At 39.5% G+C, this 22,144-nt stretch carries 18 protein-coding genes; 10 read left to right on the top strand and 8 right to left on the bottom strand.

All coding sequences use genetic code 11. The features are described 5' to 3' along the window. Nucleotides 1–109: 109 nt before the first annotated feature. Together P20429_RS18060 and P20429_RS18065 are read left to right on the top strand one after the other, a co-directional pair. Entirely contained in the window at nt 110–4,090 is a 3,981-nt protein-coding gene (locus P20429_RS18060) for a hybrid sensor histidine kinase/response regulator transcription factor (RefSeq protein ID WP_007580119.1), read from the top strand. Nucleotides 4,091–4,226: 136 nt separating this feature from the next. Continuing rightward, entirely contained in the window at nt 4,227–5,357 is a 1,131-nt protein-coding gene (locus tag P20429_RS18065) for a CsgG/HfaB family protein (protein ID WP_007580117.1), read from the top strand. A gap of 50 nt (nt 5,358–5,407) precedes the next feature. On the opposite strand, the gene P20429_RS18070 is transcribed toward P20429_RS18065, so the two are convergent. Together P20429_RS18070 and deoC are read right to left on the bottom strand one after the other, a co-directional pair. Then, nucleotides 5,408–6,256, bottom strand: a complete 849-nt coding sequence (locus P20429_RS18070; RefSeq protein WP_007580116.1) for an SPFH domain-containing protein — start codon at nt 6,254–6,256, stop codon at nt 5,408–5,410. Nucleotides 6,257–6,266: 10 nt separating this feature from the next. Then, nucleotides 6,267–7,013: a deoxyribose-phosphate aldolase gene (deoC, locus tag P20429_RS18075; protein ID WP_007580114.1), complete on the bottom strand. Its 747-nt coding sequence runs from the start codon at nt 7,011–7,013 to the stop codon at nt 6,267–6,269. A 450-nt stretch (nt 7,014–7,463) separates the two neighbouring features. On the opposite strand from deoC, the gene cysG reads away from it, so the two are divergent. The 6 genes from cysG to cysQ are packed head-to-tail and all read left to right on the top strand — an operon-like array spanning nt 7,464 to nt 14,426. Beyond that, nucleotides 7,464–8,891 carry a siroheme synthase CysG gene (gene cysG / locus P20429_RS18080; protein WP_007580112.1) on the top strand — a complete coding sequence of 476 codons (1,428 nt, stop codon included), beginning with the start codon at nt 7,464–7,466 and terminating at the stop codon, nt 8,889–8,891. A gap of 49 nt (nt 8,892–8,940) precedes the next feature. After that, on the top strand, nt 8,941–9,840 hold the full coding sequence (cysD, locus tag P20429_RS18085; protein WP_007580110.1) for a sulfate adenylyltransferase subunit CysD: 900 nt from the start codon (nt 8,941–8,943) through the stop codon (nt 9,838–9,840). After that, nucleotides 9,840–11,264 carry a sulfate adenylyltransferase subunit CysN gene (gene cysN, locus P20429_RS18090; RefSeq protein WP_007580108.1) on the top strand — a complete coding sequence of 475 codons (1,425 nt, stop codon included), beginning with the start codon at nt 9,840–9,842 and terminating at the stop codon, nt 11,262–11,264. The genes cysD and cysN overlap by 1 nt, the downstream gene beginning before the upstream one ends. A 31-nt stretch (nt 11,265–11,295) precedes the next feature. Then, nucleotides 11,296–13,020 carry an SLC13 family permease gene (locus P20429_RS18095; RefSeq protein WP_007580106.1) on the top strand — a complete coding sequence of 575 codons (1,725 nt, stop codon included), beginning with the start codon at nt 11,296–11,298 and terminating at the stop codon, nt 13,018–13,020. 32 nt (nt 13,021–13,052) lie between these two features. After that, nucleotides 13,053–13,646 (top strand): adenylyl-sulfate kinase, encoded by a 594-nt coding sequence (gene cysC / locus P20429_RS18100; protein ID WP_002958870.1) that lies wholly within the window; start codon nt 13,053–13,055, stop codon nt 13,644–13,646. Nucleotides 13,647–13,655: 9 nt separating this feature from the next. Beyond that, the gene (cysQ, locus tag P20429_RS18105) at nt 13,656–14,426 is read left to right on the top strand and encodes a 3'(2'),5'-bisphosphate nucleotidase CysQ (RefSeq protein ID WP_007580104.1); all 771 of its coding nucleotides are present in this window, start codon (nt 13,656–13,658) and stop codon (nt 14,424–14,426) included. Nucleotides 14,427–14,690: 264 nt separating this feature from the next. Here the strand turns inward: cysQ and P20429_RS20760 are convergent, their stop codons facing one another. From P20429_RS20760 to P20429_RS18115, 3 genes are all read right to left on the bottom strand, one after another. Next, nucleotides 14,691–14,846 carry a hypothetical protein gene (locus tag P20429_RS20760; RefSeq protein WP_007580101.1) on the bottom strand — a complete coding sequence of 52 codons (156 nt, stop codon included), beginning with the start codon at nt 14,844–14,846 and terminating at the stop codon, nt 14,691–14,693. A gap of 252 nt (nt 14,847–15,098) precedes the next feature. Then, nucleotides 15,099–15,758, bottom strand: a complete 660-nt coding sequence (locus P20429_RS18110; protein WP_007580099.1) for a hypothetical protein — start codon at nt 15,756–15,758, stop codon at nt 15,099–15,101. 444 nt (nt 15,759–16,202) lie between these two features. Further along, entirely contained in the window at nt 16,203–17,000 is a 798-nt protein-coding gene (locus P20429_RS18115; RefSeq protein ID WP_007580097.1) for an alpha/beta fold hydrolase, read from the bottom strand. Between the two features lie 449 nt (nt 17,001–17,449). Between P20429_RS18115 and P20429_RS18120 the strand changes: the two genes are divergently transcribed. Both P20429_RS18120 and P20429_RS18125 read left to right on the top strand, forming a co-directional pair. Next, the gene (locus tag P20429_RS18120) at nt 17,450–18,739 is read left to right on the top strand and encodes an aromatic amino acid transport family protein (protein ID WP_007580094.1); all 1,290 of its coding nucleotides are present in this window, start codon (nt 17,450–17,452) and stop codon (nt 18,737–18,739) included. Between the two features lie 130 nt (nt 18,740–18,869). Continuing rightward, nucleotides 18,870–20,213: a M24 family metallopeptidase gene (locus P20429_RS18125; protein WP_007580092.1), complete on the top strand. Its 1,344-nt coding sequence runs from the start codon at nt 18,870–18,872 to the stop codon at nt 20,211–20,213. A gap of 53 nt (nt 20,214–20,266) precedes the next feature. On the opposite strand, the gene speD is transcribed toward P20429_RS18125, so the two are convergent. The 3 genes from speD to P20429_RS18140 form a co-directional block, all read right to left on the bottom strand. Further along, nucleotides 20,267–21,079, bottom strand: a complete 813-nt coding sequence (gene speD / locus P20429_RS18130; RefSeq protein WP_007376266.1) for an adenosylmethionine decarboxylase — start codon at nt 21,077–21,079, stop codon at nt 20,267–20,269. An 88-nt stretch (nt 21,080–21,167) separates the two neighbouring features. Further along, a complete protein-coding gene (locus P20429_RS18135) occupies nt 21,168–21,581 on the bottom strand; it encodes an OsmC family protein (protein WP_007580089.1) in 414 nt (137 codons plus the stop codon). A gap of 86 nt (nt 21,582–21,667) precedes the next feature. Continuing rightward, nucleotides 21,668–22,015, bottom strand: a complete 348-nt coding sequence (locus P20429_RS18140) for a DUF3802 family protein (protein ID WP_007580087.1) — start codon at nt 22,013–22,015, stop codon at nt 21,668–21,670. Nucleotides 22,016–22,144: the final 129 nt, after the last annotated feature.

The following is a 22,144-nucleotide window of genomic DNA, read 5'->3' as shown; positions in this document are numbered from 1 at the left end:
CCCACATTGGAAAATCTCGGCATTGCATTAAAAAATCAATCTTAACATTGATTAAAAAGCAGTTTATGATTGTCCAAATTATAGGGACTCACAATTAGATAGGAAGTCTGTGAAAGCAATAAAAACAATCATAAGATATAAAATTATTAGCTTTTTATTATTATTTCATATTAGTTCTTATGCCCTGCCATTGTACTTAGATACATATACAAATGAACAAGGTTTATCACAAAATTCAATCACCTGCAGTACCACTGATGAAAAAGGGTTTCATTGGTTTGCCACCCAAGGTGGCTTAAATCGATTTGATGGGTATGAATTTAAGCACTATAAATTCAATCCTTCACAACCTAGTATTTCGGGAAATTGGATTACGGACTGCCTGAATTTAGGAAACGGCCACATTTGGTTTGCTACAACAAGTAATGGGCTTAACTTATTAAATACTGAAACAGGAAGTTTTAGTGTTTTTAACCAGTACTCAGCTCCCCCTATTACAAACGAACGTATTTCATCAATTTCTTCTAATTCGCCACAAATCATTTGGATTGGTCACGATAAAGGGCAACTTACTCGTTTAGATACATACACAGGTACTACCGAATTATTTTCTTATCAGGGCACGAATCACTTAAATGTTGTTTTTAAGGATGTGCTTTTTGATGATCAAAAAAACCTTTGGTTAGCAAGTAGTATCGGGCTGATTAAGTTCGATACACAAACACATCGGTTCGAACATATATCTAATAGCCCTGAACAGCTCTGGCAATTAAAAAAAGCACCAAACGGCAAATTTATTATAGGAGGTAAGACTGGTCTAAGTGTTTTTGACTCAGACACACTCGCATTTTATAACTTTGAGCAACTCAAAAATGTTTGGGTCACAGATATACTTTTTGATGATGAAAAAAAATTATGGATAAGCACTTATGGTCATGGTCTTTATTACCAAGCTACAGATAATTTATTAAGTAGCGAGTTTCGTCAACTTACTCACTCTCCAGATTTAAAACATGGCTTAGCTAACGATCACCTATTATCACTTTACCAAGACCCTCAAGGCATTATTTGGATTGGTACAGACGGCTATGGATTACATCGCTATGATAAAAGGCAGACTCAGTTTGGTCATCAAAAACATCAAAGCAATAACCCAGCTTCTATCTCGAATGACTTTGTAAGAGCAATACTCAAAGACAGTAACAACTTACTTTGGGTGGGTACGCGCGACGGACTTAACAAACAAACTGACACAGGATTTAAACGCTATAAAAAAGATAAAAATCAAGATATAGGCTTAACTAATAACAATATATTTAGTCTTTATGAAGATGCCAATAAACGCGTATGGATAGGCACATACGGAGGTGGTTTACTGCTTTACAACCCAATTAATGATAACTTTTCGGCTTTTACTATGCAAAGCCATCAACTCAGTAGTAACCGTATTTATGCAATCGAAGGTGATCTAAGTGGTAATTTATGGCTGGGCAGTAACGAAGGCTTAACGCGATTTAATCCCGATACTTTACAGGTTACAAATTTTAAATACACCGCAGATAAAAATAGTATCTCAAATAATACTGTTTTTAGTATTACTTATGACAGCGACAATAACGCTATATGGGCAGGAACCCGCGCAGGGTTAAATAAACTTTCTTTACATGATGAAACATTCACTCATTACCAAAGCGATCTTAAAAAGCCTAATAGTTTAACGCATGACATGGTTACATCCTTACATTTACAAGATAAAAACACTTTATGGGTAGGTACTTTTGGCGGGCTCAATAAATTAAATATCCAAACAAACAAAGTAATAAACATTACAGAGTTTGATGGCTTACTTAACGATAATATTTTTGCAATTAAACAAGATAGCAGCGGTTACTTGTGGCTAAGCAGCAACCAAGGCCTAACCCGTTACTCTCCTCAAACCCAACAAATGCAGCACTTTTTACCCGCAAACGGTATACAGCATCATTCTTTTATTTTAGGCGCCGCTTTTCAAGCAGATGACGGCGAGCTATTTTTTGGTGGTATTAACGGTTTTAATCAATTTGATCCGTTAAAGCTGACTCTAGCAACTCAACCCCCAGAACCCGTTATTACAGACTTACTTATTTATAACCAGTCAGTCGCGACGCAGCAATATATAAAAAACAAGACCCAAACGGCTAAGCTTATAAGCTATACAGACAGACTCTTTTTTAAAGAAGAAGATGGTGTTATCGGCTTTAAATTTTCTGCTTTAAACAGTGCAGAGCCCCCTTCTCAATACCAATATGCTTACAAGTTAGCTGGGTTAGATAAGCAGTTTTTATACGCAAACAAAAGCCAGAGGCAAGTTAGTTATTCTCAACTTCCCGCTGGAAGCTATCACTTTATTGTAAAAGTTAAAGATCAATACGGTCAATGGAGTGATGATAAAACAATGGTTGCGCTTAAAGTTACTCCACCTTGGTGGAAGAACAATGTTGCCTATGTCACTTACATCATTATCGTATTATTTATAATGTGGTTAATTATAACAGCAAGGTATAGAGCTAACGTTGCAGAGCAAGCAAACTTAAAAGAGAAAGAACTTAGCAACTTAAAAACCCAACTATTAGATAATGTTAGCCATGAACTTAAAACACCATTGAGCTTAATATTAGCGCCACTTGAGAGCTTACAAAAAAGTCATAAAGATTCAGACACCCAACAAAAACTAGGGATGATTCAACGTAATAGCTATAAGCTATTGGATCAAATAAACCAACTTTTACAGCTCAGCCAGCGCCCAAGCACAGCAGTGAAACACGTCACACCCTATGCTATAAAGCCGGTAGTTGAACAATTAATTGAAGATTTCACTCCTTTATTTAAACAAAAAAATATTACGTTCGAGTTTGAAGATTTAACACAAAAAACTATTCCCATTAAATTAGAGCTAAATCATACAATTTCTATTATCAGTAACTTATTGAGTAACGCCCAAAAATACACTCCAAACACTGGCAAAGTATTACTTCGGCTATTAACTCAAAAACAAACATTAATCATCACAGTCTCAGATACTGGTGTTGGTATAGATAAAGAGCACCTTAAAACCGTTTTTCAACGATTCACACGTATAGATACGAGTAATCAAAGCGGTAGCGGTATTGGCTTAGCGCTGGTGAAGCAGCTAGTTGAGCAATATGGAGGAACTATTGAACTTAAAAGTGAATTAAACAAAGGCAGTTGTTTTACTGTTTCACTCCCAACAACTCAAACAGACGAAACCTCTAACCTCACAGCTCTTGCTGTGTCTAAAAACAATAATTTATGTGCAGTAAAAAGTAATAAGATTCTTATTATTGAAGACAACGATGAAATGCGTGATTTAATAACGTCACTATTTATTAGTAGCTTCACGTGTATAAGTGCAACTAACGGAGAGCTAGGTTTAGCTTTATGTAAAAACGAAATGCCTGACTTGGTAATAAGTGATGTAATGATGCCTGTTATGGATGGCTATCAGTTTATTAAAGCACTGCGCAGCGACACGGCTATTAGCCATATTCCGGTGTTATTACTTTCAGCAAAGGCAGATACGCACAGTAAATTAAAGGGCCTAGACTTACTTGCTGATGACTATTTGAGTAAACCTTTTGAGCCGCAGCTGTTACTCAGCCGCGTTCAAGGGTTATTAACGATTAGAGAAGTACTTAATCAACATTTAAAACAACAACTACCTGCTTTATCACAAACAACCCAGCTCGACCCACAAATGGCGCAAAGTAAAGATTATGTATTTACCGAGCGTGTAAAAACGACAGTAAAAGAGCATTACCAAGACGAAGCATTTAGCGTAGAAGAATTTGCAGCAGCGCTCTACCTTAGCCCTCGCGCTTTACAATTAAAAATGAAAGCCTTGTACAACCTAACACCAAGCGATTACATTCGAAATATTCGTTTAGAATTTGCACAAGAGCTTTTAAAAAATAGTGAGCTTGCAATTGGCCTAGTAGCACAGCAAGTTGGCTTTAATTCACAAAGCTACTTTGCCCGGTGCTTTAAAGCAAAATATAATATGTCCCCAAAACAGTTTCGCGAACAATCCTGATAAATTTCGCCTGTGTGACTAAATATTTCGCACCAGTACTATTATTAACCTACTGATTTAACTAAATTAACATGAATTTAAATATTAAAGGAAATGCACTGCATTTCCCTTGAGCATATTAATTAAGGACAGTCATATGTTAAAAACACCACAAAAACTATTATTAACGGCACTATTAACTACCACTCTGAGCGCTTGTCAAAGCACCTCCACAAATGTTACGTCAGGTCAAAATTCACCAGACATAAACACTGTCGCCCAAGAACAATACAATGGGCCCAAAGCTCGTATTGCTGTTGCACGCTTTACCGACAAATCAAACAACTCAAAATGGTGGCGTAAAGAAATAGGCGACGGTATGGCTGATCAATTAACTACGGCACTCGTATCAACAAATCGCTTTATTGTTTTAGAGCGCCAAGCGCTTGATGCTGTTTTATCAGAACAAGACCTAGCAGCCTCAGGTCGCGTTAGTGCATCATCGGGTGCCGCTTATGGCGAAATAGAAGGTGCTGAAATAGTCGTTATTGCAGCCGTAACTGAATTTGATGACGATAGCTCTGGTGCAAGTGTTGGCAGTGGCGGCTTTATGGGTGATGTATTTAGCTCTGTATCAGCTGGTTTTTCAGGTTCTCATATGGCAATTGACCTACGCCTTATCGACACACGCACATCACGAATTTTAGCTGCAACAAGTGTTGAAGGTGGCAGTAAAGATTTTGACTTTACTGGAGCCGCAACCAACTTTGGTGGCGCACTTGTTGGCGGTAATATTAGTGGATGGTCTGATACCCCTAAAGAAAAAGCCCTTCGTGAAGTTATTATTAAAGCGGTTGAGTTTTTAGAAACTAAAATTCCAGATACTTACTATCGCTATAACAGTAACAACACTTTAGCATCGGGTTACACTGCGCCGCCACCGGCAGCTGTACAAGCAAAAACAGCCAGCAAGAGCGCTGTAACAGTTGATGTACCCACTCATAGAATGCCACATTATGAAAAGATGGATTTAGCAATGTCGCGCCTAAGCTTGGTATGTTTGGGTTACCTAAGAAACCAGCCTGATTACGAAGAATTTGAAACACAGGATGTTGAGTACGATCGTAAAACAGTTATCGCACTTCGTGAGTACCAGCAAGACAAAAAACTAAAGGTAACGGGTTTAGCTGATGAAACAACTAAAAAGTCACTTGATGATAGTGGTTGTATTGCTAAAACGAACAAATCAAGCCTCGAAAGTATAGGCAACATGTTTAAGTTTAATTAATGGCTTTGACTTGGGTAGCTAATAAAAAGAGCTACCCAAGTACTCACTATCTAGTTAGCGCCTTTAACAAGTGGCACTCCGTTATTACCTACCGGAATATAAACAGTTGTATGATTAGGTGACTCAGCCATTTTTATTTGTGCATTAATAGCTTCATGTTGAATGTAATTAGCTGTTAGTGTTGCGTTAATGATCTTCTGAGCTTGAGCAATCCCTTTGGCTTCTTCAACCCTAATTTCAGCGTCTTTTTTGGCAATCTCTTTTTGTGTTTCTTTTTCCGATAATAGCTGCTGAGCTGCCAACTTTTTCTCAACTGCATTAGCAACAATATCGGGGTAATTAATATTGCCTACTACAACGTTTGCAAGTTTAAACGGCGTTGTCGATAAATAACTTTGCAGGCGCAGAGTCACTTCCTTCGCAATTTTCTCACGATTTGTTTTAAGCTCGCCACTATCGTATTTTTGTACTGTATCGCGCACATACGTTCTAAAAGTTTCACGTACAAAGCGTTTATACCAATTTTCGGCGCCGTACTGCTCTACCACGGTTTTAACAGAGCCACTCTCAATAGCAATAACAGCATGAAAATCGAATTTAATATTTAAATCATCATTAGCCAGTATTCTAAATGTTTCGGTATATGTATTAGGTCGCATATCGATGTTTACCACTTCATTTCGCAGTAATGACATACCGTAATTAGATGGGCCCTTCATTGTTCCTTGATAACCACCTTCACCAAATACACGCGGCTTTTCGAATACGTAGCCTTCTTCACCTGCGGGTGTGCTTGGGTTAGTACATGCAGTTAATCCAAAACCAACGACTCCTACAACCAATGCACCTTTAAATAGGTTATTAAACAATGTTTGTGTCCCGGAGTTTCTTGCTCTCATCATCTTTCCTTTAATTACTTTTTAATATTGTATAAACGTCACTTAACAAGCTTGAAGCACCAAACCTAAATGTATTTGCTTGTAAATAATCATCCCCCATTATTGCGCGCGTAAGCGTTAAATAATCACTGGCATCGGCAACAGTTTTAACACCGCCGGCAGCTTTAAAGCCCACACGTTTATCCGAGTTTTTAATGGCTGTTAGCATAATTTTTGTTGATTCAAGGGTTGCATTAATGGCCACTTTACCCGTACTGGTTTTTACAAAATCGGCACCACCTTCAATTGCCAATTGAGTAGCCTGCGTTATTAGCGCTTCGGTTTTTAGCTCACCGCTTTCTATTATTACTTTTAGTTGGGCGCGCGACCCACATGCTTTTTTACTTTCGCTTACATAGCTAATTACTGTTTGAACATCGCCCGCTATTAACTTTTTATAAGGAATAACCAAATCAATTTCGTCTGCGCCGCGCTCTATAGCAATAAGTGTTTCGTTAATTACATCACTCAGTGGTGCATCACCCGTTGGAAAGTTAGTGACTGTTGCGACTTTAACATGGTTAAGCTCACGCGCTGCGAGTGCTATTTTTGCATCATCAACAAAATCGCTATAAATACATACTGCGGCAGGCGTACCTAAGGTAGGATTTATGCTATCAACAAGTGCTTGAATGCTTTTGGTGGTATCGCTGGTATTTAAGCTTGTTAAATCCATCAGTGCGACTGCTAATGCGGCATCTTTTTGGTGTTGTGTCATTAGAGCTCCGTTGCTTATGTAATACCAATTTTATTAAAAACATGATCATTTTAGCGTATTAAATAACGCACTAACTACGTTAAAAACTATTTATATAGAACAACTATGTATCATAATTTTAGCCTTGCTATTGAGCTATTTTCTCGTCGCTATAATAGATCACTAATTTAATGCAATTGGTATAAGTACAAAATTTGATATGCATCCATATTAACAAATTAAACCAAACTCGCTATAGCTCATAACCAAACACTATAAGCTGGTTATTTTACTTGTAACTCGTCGCAATCCCTTGTTAACTAGCTCTTAGGCCTAAAAAGCCCACCTATTATAACTTTTGGTTATATCAACTTGGTTTTAATTATTTTTTACTTATTGATAGCCGCTATATTCTGCTTATCAGAATAAAGCGTTTTCTTATATTTGAATTTGTTTAGGGGTCTTATTAACGTGCAGTATTTACCTATCTTTACCAAACTCGACAACAAACCAGTATTGGTTGTTGGCGGTGGAGAGGTCGCATTACGCAAATGTCGCGCGTTTTTAAAAGCGAGAGCAAGCGTTACTTTAATAGCACCTTGGTTTTGCGACGAACTAAAAGAGCATGCACATAATAATGAAGTAACGCTTATTGATGCTTATTTTGATGAATCGCACCTTGATGGCAAAATGCTTGTTATTGCAGCAACCGACCGCGATGAAGTAAACAACAACGTATTTGAACTTGCCAATGCCCGCAATGTGTTTGTAAACGTGGTTGATGACCAACCTAAATGTACGTTTATATTCCCATCCATTGTTGACCGTGACCCAATTACGATTGCTATATCAAGTGCTGGCACAGCGCCCGTACTTGCACGTCGCTTACGCGAAAAGCTCGAAACTCTTATTCCACATCATATTGGCCCACTTGCAACACTTGTCGGTGGCTTTAGAGACAAAGTAAAAAAACGCTTTAAACATTTTTCAGACCGCCGCCAATTTTGGGAAGGCGTATTCGACTCATCTGTCGTGAGTAAAGTACAAACCGGTGATACTCAAGCCGCACAGCAACAACTAGAGCAAATGCTAGATGCTAAAGCAGAACCTGAAGGCGAAGTATATGTAGTAGGTGCAGGCCCTGGCGATCCAGAGCTTTTAACACTTAAAGCACTGCAACTTATGCAACAAGCCGATGTGGTTGTATACGACTTTTTAGTGTCTGACGAAATTATGGAGTTAGTGCGTCGTGATGCTGACCTTATTTGTGTAGGCAAACGTTTAGGCGATCATAGTGTTGTTCAAGACGACACCAACCAAATGCTGGTCGACCTTGCTAAACAAGGCAAAAAAGTGTGCCGCATTAAAGGTGGCGATCCGTTTATTTATGGCCGTGGTGGCGAAGAAGTACAAGTACTGGCTGCTAACAACGTAAATTATCAAATTGTACCGGGTATTACAGCCGCTGCAGGTTGTAGTGCTTATGCGGGTATTCCGCTAACGCATCGTGACCACGCACAAGCCATTCAATTTGTAACTGGCCACTGTAAAAAAGACGGCCAAGAACTTGATTGGCAATCGCTAGCAAAAGCAAATCAAACGCTTGCTATTTACATGGGCGTAATTAAATCTCCGCACATACAAAGCGAGCTTTTAAAACATGGCCGTAAGGCCGACACCCCTGTCGCTATTATCGAAAACGGTACACGTAAAAATCAGCGTGTAGTAACAGGCCAATTAGGCGAACTTGCCGACTTAATCCAGCGCAACAGCATTATATCGCCTGCGCTACTCATTATTGGTGAAGTAGCCGCCCTGCACTCGCAACTAGCGTGGTTTGGGAAAAACGAACAAACAAGCAGCTTTGCACAGCCGCTAACAGATGTATCAAATACATAACCGAATTTTAAATTTGTAACTTTTAATCATTTTAGTAGGACGACTAACAATGGCTTTAACTCACCTTCAGCAACTTGAAGCTGAAAGTATCAAAATCATGCGCGAAGTCGCCGCTGAGTTTGAGAACCCAGTAATGCTTTACTCTATTGGTAAAGATTCGTCGGTACTTTTGCACTTAGCGCGTAAAGCATTTTACCCTGCAAAAATTCCGTTTCCGTTATTACACGTAGACACCAATTGGAAGTTTCGTGAAATGATTGAGTTTCGCGACCGTATAGCTAAAGAATACGGTTTTGACCTACTGGTACACAAAAATCCAGAAGGCATTGAAATGGGTGTAGGCCCGTTTACGCATGGCTCGGGTAAACATACCGACATAATGAAAACCCAAGGCTTAAAGCAAGCACTTAACAAATATGGTTTTGATGCTGCATTTGGTGGCGCACGCCGCGACGAAGAAAAGTCACGCGCAAAAGAACGTGTTTACTCGTTCCGCGACAAGCACCATCGCTGGGACCCTAAAAACCAACGTCCTGAGCTTTGGAACACTTATAACAGCCAAGTTAATCAGGGCGAAAGCATTCGTGTTTTCCCGTTATCTAACTGGACTGAGCTTGATATTTGGCAATACATTTACCAAGAAAACATCGACATGGTGCCGCTTTACCTAGCAAAAGAGCGCCCTGTTGTTGATCGCGATGGCACCCTAATTATGGTTGACGATGAGCGTATGCCACTTAATGAAGGTGAAGTACCGCAAATGAAATCTGTACGTTTTCGTACATTAGGCTGCTACCCACTTACCGGTGCAGTTGAATCAACAGCCAGTACTTTAACCGAAATTATTGAAGAAATGCTGCTATCTACGTCATCTGAACGTGAAGGTCGTGTTATTGACCATGATTCAGCAGGCTCAATGGAGAAGAAAAAACGTGAGGGGTATTTTTAATGTCTAGCCAAAATAACGATACATTTAACGAAGTAAAAGAAATAGGCATAGACGCCTACCTAGCACGCCAACAAGACAAAAGCTTATTGCGTATGCTTACGTGTGGCAGCGTAGATGACGGTAAATCAACATTGATTGGCCGCCTACTGCACGACAGCCACCAAATTTATGAAGATCAGCTAGCAGCCCTTCATAAAGATAACGAAAAAGTAGGTAATGCAGGTGAAGATCTTGACCTTGCATTATTAGTTGATGGCCTACAAGCTGAGCGCGAGCAAGGCATTACCATTGACGTAGCGTACCGTTACTTTTCAACGGCTAAGCGTAAATTTATTATTGCCGACACACCTGGGCACGAGCAATACACACGCAACATGGTAACGGGTGCATCAACAAGTGATGTCGCCATTATTTTGGTTGATGCGCGTTACGGCGTGCAAGTACAAACCAAGCGCCACAGCTTTATTTGTGACTCGCTTGGCATTAAGCAGTTTGTTGTTGCCGTTAATAAAATGGATATCGTTGATTTTGACGAAACCGTGTATGAAAAAATTAAGGCCGATTACCTTAAATTTGCTGAGCAACTTAACGTATCAAACATTAAGTTTGTGCCTATGTCGGCGCTTAAAGGCGACAACGTAGTAACTCGCTCTGCTCATACACCGTATTACACTGACAAGCCGCTACTTGAATTACTAGAAGATTCGCCAGCAGCCGAAACAGATACAGGCTTTGAAGCGCGCCTACCGGTGCAATATGTAGTGCGTCCTAATTTAAACTTCCGTGGTTTTCAGGGCACACTTACATCGGGCAAGATACACGTAGGCGATGCTATAAAAGTATTACCGTCAGGTAAAACATCAAGCATTAAAGAAATTGTTACCTTTGATGGCAACCTAGACAGCGCAGAAGCAGGCCAAGCAATTACCGTTACCCTAAATAACGAAATTGATATTAGCCGAGGCGACGTAATCGTACCTGCAAATTCAACGGCCGTTGTTACTAACCAGCTGCAAGCTAAAATTGTGTGGATGCATGAGTCGCCATTAGTATTAGGTAAAAGCTATAACCTAAAGCTAGGCAGCAAAAACACTTCAGCTATTGTTACAAAAATTGATTACACGATTGATGTAAACACGCTTGAGCACGGCACTAGCGACTCACTGCAGTTAAACGAAATTGCGATTGTAACGCTTGAACTAACCGAAACTATTTTGGCAGACGAGTACCACAGCAATCACGAAACAGGCTCGTTTATATTAATCGATCGCTTATCAAACCTAACGGTTGCTGCGGGCATGATTGAACAAGTACTGCAAAGCCAAGCACAGCAAAGTAACTTTAGCGAATTTGAAGTTGAATTTAACAGCTTAGTACGCAAGCACTTTCCGCATTGGCAAGCGCTTGATATTTCTAAGTTATAAGTTAACTTTAGCCTGTTAGGAATTTAAAAGCATGGTAGAACAGCTCGTTTTAACAGGCATTATGCTTACCTTAGTCGGGTGCCTTTTTGGCACCCGTATTAATCCAGCATGGTTATTTGTAAGCGCAATTGGCACCAGCTACTTAGCAGGGCTAATCGATCTTGAAAGCATGTTAATTAATTATGCTAACCCGTCGCTTATCACTTTAGTACTATTGGTGTTAGTGTCGACCGCAATAGAAAAAACCACCCTAATTCAAAAGTTAGCGCAATCGCTATCTAAAGGTAGTTTAGTAAAATCGGTAACAAAATTGGGGTTATCAACCGCCTTTTTATCGTCGTTTACTAACAATACCGCCGTTGTTGCATCGCTTATTACCGCGATAAAAGACAACCCTAATCACTCCCCTTCAAAGCTATTATTACCGCTGTCGTACACTGCTATTTTGGGCGGCACTATTACGCTTATTGGTACATCAACCAACTTAATCGTCAATGGCTTTGCAGTAGATGCGGGCATGGAACCGCTGGGCTTTTTTGACTTTACCTTAGTGGGTTTAGGCGCGCTAAGCGTAGGCCTAATTACCATTTTAGTGATGCTTAAATACTTACCCGACAACGGTAAAAGCGACCAAGAAGTCGTGCCTTTTTACCTAGAAGGCAAAGTACAAGCAAACTCAAAATTAATAGGCCAAACCGTTGAAGAAAACGGCCTGCGTGATTTAAAAGACTTATTCCTCGCTGAAATCATTCGCGATGGCAGCCGCATTTGCGCAGTCACCCCACAGCAAATTATTCAAAAAGATGACGTGCTACTTTTTGTAGGTGACATAAAATCGGTGCCATTACTTACCCGTTTCGACGGCCTAAAAGTCGTGCACGAGAATCATCAAAAAGACATAGAACACTTAGTTGAAGTAGTCGTAAGTCAGTCATCAAAATTTATTGGCAAAACCGTAAAAGAAGCCCGCTTTAGAGAACAATTTCATGCTGCCGTTATTGCCATTCGTCGTGGGCACGACCGCTTACAAGGCGGCCTTGGGCAAGTGCAATTACAAGCTGGCGACTCACTAATACTCGCACCAGGCAAAAACTTTTACACCTTGCCTAACTTAAAGCGCGAATTTGTGTATATTTCAGGGTTTGACTTACAAGCTCACCTTGCACCTAAACAATCAAACATTGTGCTACTAAGCTTTGCCGCAGTACTGGGTTTAAGCATTATTGGCATAGTGCCGCTGGTTAAAGGCTTATTAGTATTACTGATTGGCTTAATGCTCAGTGGCACCATAAAACTTAACGAAGTAAAACGCCGTTTTCCTATCGAGTTATTAGTGGTAGTAGGTAGTGCCATTGGCCTTGCCAAGTTAATGATAGGCACCGGACTTGCCGGGCAAATATCCGACGCCATGTTTATGGTACTTGGCGACTTTGGTCCTTACGGTGCATTTATTGCCATATTTTTAATGACCGTATTATTTACCGAGCTTATAACTAATAACGCAGCAGCTGCCTTGTCGTTCCCTGTTGCTTACTCGCTCGCGGTTGGTTTTAATGTAGACCCGCTACCATTTATTATGGCGGTTGCCTTTGGCGCATCAGCCAGCTTTATATCGCCATTTGGGTATCAAACTAATCTAATGGTTTATAGCGCGGGTAACTATCGCTTAAAAGATTACATAGTGATGGGCTTACCCCTTTCTATTATTTATTCAATCACGGTATTAACCTTGATCCCGCAGGTATTTCCGTTTTAATACCTGCGCTCACAGCATAAGAGACTCTCACTATGGATGAAAATATAGTTTGGCATAACTACGCAACTACAAAAGCACAGCGTAGTGAGCAAAAAAAACATAAGCCCGCTATTTTATGGTTTACCGGTTTTTCGGGCTCTGGCAAAAGCACCGTAGCAAACGCACTAGAGGCGGCGCTTAATCAGCAAGGTACGCACACTTACCTGCTCGATGGCGACAACGTACGCCACGGTTTATGCAAAGACCTAGGCTTTAGCGACGAAGACCGCATTGAAAACATACGCCGCGTGGGCGAAACCGCAAAACTAATGACCGACGCTGGCTTGTTAGTACTTACTGCGTTTATATCGCCTTTTAGAGCGGAGCGCGATATGGTGCGCAACTTAGTAGACGAAGGCGAATTTATTGAAGTATTCATCGATACCCCACTGGATGTATGCGAAAGCCGCGATCCAAAAGGCTTATACAAAAAAGCCCGCGCTGGAGAGATAAAACACTTCACTGGTATCGATTCAAGCTACGAAGTGCCAAACAATCCAGAAATAATTTTAGATACAAGTAAAAACACCCTAGACCAATCGGTTACACAACTGATAACGTATCTAAAACAAAAGCACATAATATAGGTTAACCCCATGAATCAAACCGAACTGCTAGAAGAAACCCTCATCCTTGCCCGCAAAGCAGGCCAAGCGATAATGGGAATTTACGAAAAGGACTTTAACGTTGAGTACAAAGCCGATGAAAGCCCCGTAACCGACGCCGATTTAGCAGCTCATAAACTGATTGTGGCAGGGCTTCAACAGCTCACACCCGACATTCCAATACTCAGTGAAGAAAACGCCGACATAAGCTGGGATGTACGCCAAACGTGGAAAAGCTACTGGTTAGTTGACCCAATCGACGGCACTAAAGAATTTATTAAAAAGAACGGTGAATTTACCGTAAACATCGCCCTAATTAAAAACGGCACTCCTATTTTAGCCGTAGTAGATGCACCTGCCCTTGGCGTATCGTACTTAGCCGCCGAAGCCATTGGCGCATTTAAAGATAAAGGCGATGAGCGAATTGAGCTTAAGGTAACTACCAAACCTAACAAAGGGTTAATTCGTGTTGTAGGCAGCCGCTCGCACCCATCTCCCGATTTAGCCGAGTTTGTAAAACGCTTTGACGAGGTTGAAATGGTGTCTAAAGGCAGCTCACTAAAACTGTGTTTAGTGGCTGAGGGCAGCGCCGATATTTACCCGCGCTTAGGTCCAACTTGCGAATGGGATACAGGTGCAGGCCATGCAATCGCCGAAATAGCCGGTGCTAAAGTCACTAAGCTTGATGGCAGCCCGCTTATTTATAACACCAAAGATGAATACTTGAATCCGTATTTTGTAGTGAGTGCAATAGAAGAGTAAGGGTAGTTTTTAGTGGTTAGCTATCAGTTGTCAGCAAGACAAGTGATGGCTTTAACTCTTTGATGTTACCAGTTGATGTCTAGCAAACGGTGAAAAAACATGCCTAATTTATTACTTGCTAGGTTTTAAGTACATCATACTACCTTTAAATACATCAAATAACTCACAATGAAAGTTTTGAAGACTATCAATTAGCTCCTCAATTTCCCTTAGATTACGAGTAAACTCGGGGTTTGATTCTTGCGTACCAGGTAATGAATTAATTTACATTAAGTTTAGCCAGGCTGATGCATCAGAGTCTACTTGAAATAACCAATCGGTCACAATACCGTCAAAATAAAAATCAGCTAGGGCGAGTGCCTCTTGAAACTCTTCGTATAACTTATCATCGACCACACGATTTATATCAACGCTACGCAAAAACCTTTTAACAACTATACAAATATGCAAGCTTATTTAAGTTACTTTAACGTATCTCTTTAACACCACTAAGCCTTCATTATTGGTATGCAATGAAAGCTACTAAGCTAGCAATTACAGGGCTCAATAAAGCAGAATAGATATCTTAGCTATATTTAGTAATTCCATTTTAAATCAAATCATTAGAGCTTGTTTTGATAATTGTTAAAAAGAGAGAGCTGACTCTATTCTTTTCATTTTAATCATATTATTTTATTTAAAGTAAATTATTAACGAACATGTAAGTACACTGATAATCCCACACAACAAGAGGATGCCACATATTATATCTTTTGGTAACGCTAAATCCTTGTACAGTTTTGAGTATTCATCATAGTTTAATGAGTCAACCTCTTTGTCATCAATATTTTTAGGATACCTAATTGGAAGTCCAAATAAAAATATACTTAGACCCCAACATATTAGGGTAAACACAAAAAAATACAAATCACTTCCTCTAATGGTAATAGTTCTAGAGGTTAGTTTACTAACTACTTCCATTTCTCCTAAATACAAAGAAATTAATGCATATGACGTAAGCAGCCCCCCTAGAAGAAGAAAGAATTTGATTACTTGATTTGACTTCAACCTTTCACTGTTTCGGCAGATTTTCATAACAATTTGACTTGAACTTAATATATCGCCAGGTTTAATTCCAATACCGTAAATCATTCCTCTATATTCAGCACGGACGTCAAGATCACTAGGTGAGAAGCTTTCGGGATATTCATTGAAATGATGAGAAGTAATTTCGACACTAAAAAGAATGTCACCAACATTAACTTCAGCTCCCTCTGCAACCCAGACCAGCGTTACTTTTTTTGGATCCTGATCATAGAAAATTGGAGCTAAAATATCGATGATAACCTCCATGTAGATAGGCGGGTAATCCCCCCATTTTTAATGGAGGGATTACCGACGAGCCTATAAATCAACTCGTTTTTACTTCAATTTGTAATCAAACCATAGCTGAGTGTCTATTTTGAAGCAACTGATTACTGTACTTTTGCGCGGAATATAACAAAGTGTTTGGTGTTGCTTTAATTAGAACTTTGATGAGGGTAGAAATATCTAAATGGCATATTTTAGGTGTGAACCTAGCATTAGACACAGCACATTGATTAAATCGATTCGCAGTGATTCGTAGTCTAAATTTCCGTTGTATCTCATTAAGTTATTAGGCAACTTGGTTTTAACTTATCAGTGTGACATCGAGTAAAGCTATGTTTTAGCCTAAGGATAAAGCCAAAAAGAATGACCTAATCCAATTTACTAAGTACTTCCCATTAATTGAACGCTTTTTAAAAGCGGTAACCCTTAACGATTTTGCTGGGCGATAAAAGCAAGCGAGTGCTGATTGAATAAGTCTGGGCGCTCCACATTACAGACATGGCCGCAATGGTGAATAGTTTGCAGTACGCTATTTTTATGGCGCTTTACCATTTCTTTAACAGGGCCAAGGAACATATGATCTTCCTTACCCATAATGTAAAGAATGGGTATATCAATGTCTTTTTCTTTGAAGTATTGCATTAAAGGATTTACGTCCATGGCTAATTTAAACCATTTTATAAACTCTTTTTGGCACAAGCGTTTTGCTTCACGAACAAACAAAAGTCGAGATTCTTTATGGCGCTTTTTAGGCATCATAATAAAAGCAAATAAGCGATACAGCCACATATAAGGCAAGAAGTGTTTAAAAGTATTACCTAAATAAACCAATGTATTACTGCGAGTATTAAAACGAGTAACCGCTCCACCTAGCACCATACTAGAAACATATTGCGGCGCAATTTCAGCAATATTTCGAATAATAATTGTGCCCAATGAAATACCAACAAAGTGTGCGCTGGTGATATTGTTATGATCTAACACATCGATAATGTCTTTAGAGACATTATTAAATGAATAATTATTATCAACAAAGTTTTGTACTAAGTTATTCGATTTACCGTGACCACGAAGATCTAGCAACAATACATTATATTCTTTTTTATAAGCTTTAAGCTGACGAAACCAAATTGCCGAACTACCACCTGCTCCATGGACAAATACAACCCATGTTTTACTGGTTTCGTGCGCAAAAGTAGTATGGAAGAGAATCTCTTTGCTCATTGCAGTTAGTGGCCTATTTACTTCGTTTGGCATATTCAATTGCAGGAAGTATAACGGAGTTTAATAAAAATCTCTTATGAAGTTGAGATCAATGGCTTCTACTTAACAGCTTTTGGGAGCAGATTTTGATTTTTAAATGAAAACCAATAAAAATGACCTTCCCCTATTTTTACGTTATGAAAACCGCCTTCCTCGGCTTTCCTGCTAGCATGACGCTATAGCGTGTTGGGTTTCGCTCTAACCAACCTACCCCGTACAGTAACTCTATAATGTGGCTTGCCATTTATGGCTTTTGCTCACTTTTACACCACTGTTTCGTATTCATGACACTTACCCTCCAATTGAGCCTAATTAATTAGTCTAAAAATCTCTTCAAAACATGAAAAATGTCTCTAAAAACTATACCCTTCGGCGCAGTTATTATTTAAATAATGGATGAGCACACACACATGACAACATCTCAAGATGCAACGCTTTCAAATGCATCACCAAACACACACACAAATTCAAGCAAAAATTCAAATACAAAAACTAAATGGAACCTGCACGATACGCAGTGGACATTAAGTTTATTTGGTACCGCCGTTGGTGCGGGTATTTTATTTTTACCTATTAACATTGGTATTGGCGGTTTTTGGCCGTTAATTATTATGGCGTGTTTAGCGTTCCCAATGACCTTTTTTGCGCACCGTGGATTAGCGCGCTTTGTACTTTCATCAAAAAATAAAGATGCCGATTTTACCGACGTAGTTGAAGAGCACTTTGGTGTGACTGCGGGCCGGTTAATTTCCTTGTTGTACTTTTTATCTATATTCCCAATTTTGCTTATTTACGGTGTGGGCTTAACCAATACCGTTGATAGCTTTATGGTTAATCAAATGGGGATGGAATCACCTTCTCGCGTGCTACTTTCGGGCGTATTAGTTGCAGGCATGATTAGCTTAATGATGGGCGGCGAGCGCTTAATGCTACGTGCCTTTGCTATTTTAGTGTATCCGCTTGTGGGCATATTGTTCTTTTTATCACTTTATTTAATCCCTAGCTGGCAAATGCCAGATATGACGGTGCCTGAAATAGGCAGCTTTGGTAAAACGTTGTGGTTATCGATTCCTATTATTGTGTTTTCGTTTAGCCACGCAGCGGCGATCTCAAGCTTTGTAAATGTGCAACGCGGTCATTACGGCGAACAAGCTACACGTAAGTCTGAGGCGATTTTAAAGCGCACTAGCTTGCTACTTATTACCTTTGTACTGTTATTTGTGTTCTCTTGCGTGCTGTCGCTTACAGGCGAGCAAATGGCAGCGGCTAAAGCGGCTAACGTATCGGTTTTATCCTACCTTGCTAATATTACTGATAACTCGTTTATTGCCACACTTGGGCCACTTGTTGCCTTTATTGCTATTACATCGTCGTTTTTGGGTCATTTTTTAGGTGCACGCGAAAGCTTTACAGGATTAGTAACTAAACAAACAGGCTTAAGCGCTGGCGTTACCGATAAAATTGGTGTGTTAATCATGTTTTTAGCTATTTGGTTTTGTGCTGTTAAAAACCCAAGTATTTTAGACATGATGGATCAGTTATCGGGCCCTATCATTGCGATGATTTTATTCATTATGCCAATGATTGCAGTTTATAAAGTACCTGCACTTAATAAATACCGAAATCGCTTTAGCACGCTATTTATATTAGCGGTTGGCTCGCTTGCTGTATTTGCACTTTTATACAGCATGCTTAAGTAATAAAGCTGTTTATACAAAAGCCCGGCTACTTTTTAGCTGGGCTTTTTTGTGTGCTGTTTATCTCAAATTGTTTTTTTATAGTCGCTCTTCAGGCATGTTATAAATTAACTAGCCTAAAAATAAAACAATTATGCACTTTACTAAACAACTCCTACTTTACGTAAGCTTGCTAACTACGCTTGTTTTAAGCCTCTTTGTTAAAGCTGATGACGCTCCCGCTATTTTATCGATGAAAGAGCGCGCTACGTTTATAGATAAAATAACTGAGCTTAGAGTTAATACCTTAATGCCCTCGTTAATGAAGCAGCACAACACTGATATGTGGCTACTTATAAGTCGAGAATATAACGAAGATCCAATATTAAAAACAATGCTGCCAGCAACATGGCTTTCAGCCAGACGCACCACTATTTTGCTATTTGCACTTAATAAACAAGGTGGTGTTGATGCTTACGCTATTGCGCCTTATAAAATAGGTAACGTATTTAAAAAAGGGTGGGATAAACAAACACAACCAAGCCAGTGGGAAGCACTCAATACACTTATTGAGCAATACAAACCTCGCAACATTGCGCTTAATACTTCTACCGACTGGGCACATGCCGATGGCCTTGTGCTAGGCGATTACAAAACCTTAATGGCTAACTTGCCCGCCGCTTATCACAATAAAATAATTTCTGCAGAGCCGCTTGCTGTTGCGTGGTTAGAGCAACGCATTCCTGAAGAAGTTAAAATGTATAAACATATTGTCGCTATTGCCCATCATATTATTGCAGAGGGGTTTTCGGGTAAAACTATTACGGTGGGTAAAACAACTAGCGATGACTTGGTATGGTGGTTTAGAGAGCGCGTAAAAGAGCTAAAACTACAAACATGGTTTCACCCAAGTATTGCTATTCAGCGCGCCGATGCGAAGTCGTTCGATCATGAAGAAAGCTTTACCAATGGCTACGATGATAGCGTTATACAAGCCGGTGACTTGCTTCATGTAGATTTTGGGATTACTTATTTACGCTTAAATACCGACACGCAGCAGCATGCGTATGTGCTCAAAGAAAACGAAACGAGTGCGCCTAGTTACTTAGTTGAAGCACTAAAAAGCGGTAATAAACTACAAGACATATTTACCAGTCAATTTGCGGTAGGTAAAACCGGTAATGAGGTTTTAGCTGCAGCACGAAAAGCCGCTATTGATCAGGGATTAAAACCCACTATTTATACTCATCCTCTTGGCTATCATGGCCACGCTGCTGGCACTACATTAGGTATGTGGGATTCTCAGCAAGGTGTACCGGGAGATGGTGACTATCCGCTACATTTAAATACGGCTTACTCAATTGAGCTTAACAATGCTGTGTTTATAAAACAGTGGAATAAAGAAATAAGAATAATGCTAGAGGAAGATGCTATTTTTGATAAAAGCGGTGTCTGGTATTTAAATGGCCGACAAACACAGCTATTGCTTGTAAAATAAAGCAAAAAAAAATGGCGCTCACTGAGCGCCATTTTTAATTTAATTCGTTGCTATTACTCTGTATCTGGCAGGTTACGGCCATAGAATATTTCTTGCATTTCACGGGTCAGCTTTGAGCGAATTTCATCTTCTTCGCCCTCTGATAAATCTGCCGTAGAAAGGCCGAATAAATACGTGTTTAGATCGGTTTCTTTTAACATCATTTTGGTATGGAACAGGTTTTCTTGATACACGTTCACGTCCATCATTTGGTACGCTTCTTTTGTATCTTCTGTCATGAAGTTTTGAATCGAGCTAATAGCATGATCAATGTAGTGCTTAACACCGTTTATGTCGCGGGTAAAACCACGAACGCGGTAGTCAATTGTTACTACGTCTGATTCAAGGCTATGAATTAAGAAGTTTAACGCTTTAAGTGGCGAAATAATGCCACAAGTAGACACTTCAATATCAGCACGGAATGTACAAATACCATCATCAGGGTGAGCTTCTGGGTATGTGTGTACACAAATGTGGCTTTTATCTAGGTGCGCAACAACTGAATCAGGTAATGGGCCTGGTGCTTCGTCAGCATCGTAATTTTGCTGCTCTTCTACTGGTTCTTCTGAAACCAAAATAGTTACACTTGCGCCTTGCGGTTCATAATCTTGGCGCGCTACATTTAAAATGTTAGCACCAATAATATCAACAACTTCACCTAAAATGTCGGTTAGTCTATCTGCACTGTACTGCTCATCGATATATTCAATATATTCTTTACGTTGTTGCTCGGTCTTTGCGTAACAAATATCATAAATACTAAAGCTTAAACTTTTGGTTAAATTGTTAAAGCCATGAAGTTTAAGTTTATCGAAGGGTTTGTTCATAATAAACCAACCTATAAATTAGTGGGTTCTGCACCTGCAGAATGAAAAGTTCGCGGATTTTATACGAATTTCCCTCGTGGAAAAAGCGTTATTTTGCTTGATCTTGCACAACTTCGTGGCTATGCGTAATTTCTACTGTTTTATCAAGCATTAATGCAACTGAGCAATACTTTTCAGCAGAGAGTGAAACCGCGCGTGCAAGATGCTTTTCAGACACATTATTGCCTTTAACAACAAAGTGTAAGTTGATTTTGGTAAACACACGTGGGGCTGTTTCGGCGCGCTCTGCACTTAGTTGTACTTGTACATCTGAAAAATCTTGTTTGGCTTTTTTTAAAATACTAACCACATCAACTGATGAACAACAGCCGACAGACATTAAAATCATTTCCATTGGGCTTGGTGCTGCACTATCGCTGCCGCCATCAAACACAACATTGTGGTTAGAATTAGAACGACCAATAAACGTATCGCCTTCAACCCATTTTACATTTGCTTGCATTTTTATATCTCAAAAAAATATTTTCTTGATTGTAAGCAAGTTAGCCGTAGTTGCAAATGAAAATGCAACGCAGGGCTATAAAATGGCTAAGATTGTTGTGTTAAAGCGCTATCAAAGAGGTTTTTTACTAAACCTGCAAATTCATCTATAAAGGCATGCTGTTCAACCGTGACAGGCTGTGAGGTGATGCTGCTGAGGACTTCTTCTAAATCGTAAACAATGCCATCAACTTCGCGTACAATTTGACTACGCTGCTCTGTGTTGAGGTTTGTGTGCTGCTCGCAAATAAGCATCACATTTTGTGCAATAACGTCTTCGATTAATTCCATTACTGTTGGGGCACCTGGTTTTATTTCGCCTGGCTTCTCAAACAATGCTAAATTTTGAGTTAGATACATGATCAAATCATCGTACCCTTGCCTATCTAAAACCATTTTTGTACCACCTTTGTATAATTAATTATTTTTGATTTAAGCAGAAAGCGCTGTTGATTGCTAGCTTTGCGCGTTAGCAATACAAAAAAAGCAGCCGAAGCTGCTTTTATAATAATTAAGTAGTATTAC

Origin of the sequence: Pseudoalteromonas sp. BSi20429 (assembly GCF_000238895.1) — a bacterium.
Classification (GTDB): Bacteria; Pseudomonadota; Gammaproteobacteria; order Enterobacterales; family Alteromonadaceae; genus Pseudoalteromonas; species Pseudoalteromonas arctica.
The sequence above is the reverse complement of the archived record's forward strand: the minus strand, read 5'-3'. Positions and strand labels throughout refer to the sequence as shown.

What these genes read in the sequence shown, in the direction of transcription:
- P20429_RS18065 (WP_007580117.1), top strand. Translation starts at nt 4,227, where the DNA reads ATGTTAAAAACACCACAAAAACTATTATTAACGGCACTATTAACTACC.
- P20429_RS18070 (WP_007580116.1), bottom strand. Translation starts at nt 6,256, where the DNA reads ATGAGAGCAAGAAACTCCGGGACACAAACATTGTTTAATAACCTATTT.
- deoC (WP_007580114.1), bottom strand. Translation starts at nt 7,013, where the DNA reads ATGACACAACACCAAAAAGATGCCGCATTAGCAGTCGCACTGATGGAT.
- cysD (WP_007580110.1), top strand. Translation starts at nt 8,941, where the DNA reads ATGGCTTTAACTCACCTTCAGCAACTTGAAGCTGAAAGTATCAAAATC.
- cysN (WP_007580108.1), top strand. Translation starts at nt 9,840, where the DNA reads ATGTCTAGCCAAAATAACGATACATTTAACGAAGTAAAAGAAATAGGC.
- P20429_RS18095 (WP_007580106.1), top strand. Translation starts at nt 11,296, where the DNA reads ATGGTAGAACAGCTCGTTTTAACAGGCATTATGCTTACCTTAGTCGGG.
- cysC (WP_002958870.1), top strand. Translation starts at nt 13,053, where the DNA reads ATGGATGAAAATATAGTTTGGCATAACTACGCAACTACAAAAGCACAG.
- cysQ (WP_007580104.1), top strand. Translation starts at nt 13,656, where the DNA reads ATGAATCAAACCGAACTGCTAGAAGAAACCCTCATCCTTGCCCGCAAA.
- P20429_RS18110 (WP_007580099.1), bottom strand. Translation starts at nt 15,758, where the DNA reads ATGGAGGTTATCATCGATATTTTAGCTCCAATTTTCTATGATCAGGAT.
- P20429_RS18115 (WP_007580097.1), bottom strand. Translation starts at nt 17,000, where the DNA reads ATGAGCAAAGAGATTCTCTTCCATACTACTTTTGCGCACGAAACCAGT.
- P20429_RS18120 (WP_007580094.1), top strand. Translation starts at nt 17,450, where the DNA reads ATGACAACATCTCAAGATGCAACGCTTTCAAATGCATCACCAAACACA.
- P20429_RS18125 (WP_007580092.1), top strand. Translation starts at nt 18,870, where the DNA reads ATGCACTTTACTAAACAACTCCTACTTTACGTAAGCTTGCTAACTACG.
- speD (WP_007376266.1), bottom strand. Translation starts at nt 21,079, where the DNA reads ATGAACAAACCCTTCGATAAACTTAAACTTCATGGCTTTAACAATTTA.
- P20429_RS18135 (WP_007580089.1), bottom strand. Translation starts at nt 21,581, where the DNA reads ATGCAAGCAAATGTAAAATGGGTTGAAGGCGATACGTTTATTGGTCGT.
- P20429_RS18140 (WP_007580087.1), bottom strand. Translation starts at nt 22,015, where the DNA reads ATGGTTTTAGATAGGCAAGGGTACGATGATTTGATCATGTATCTAACT.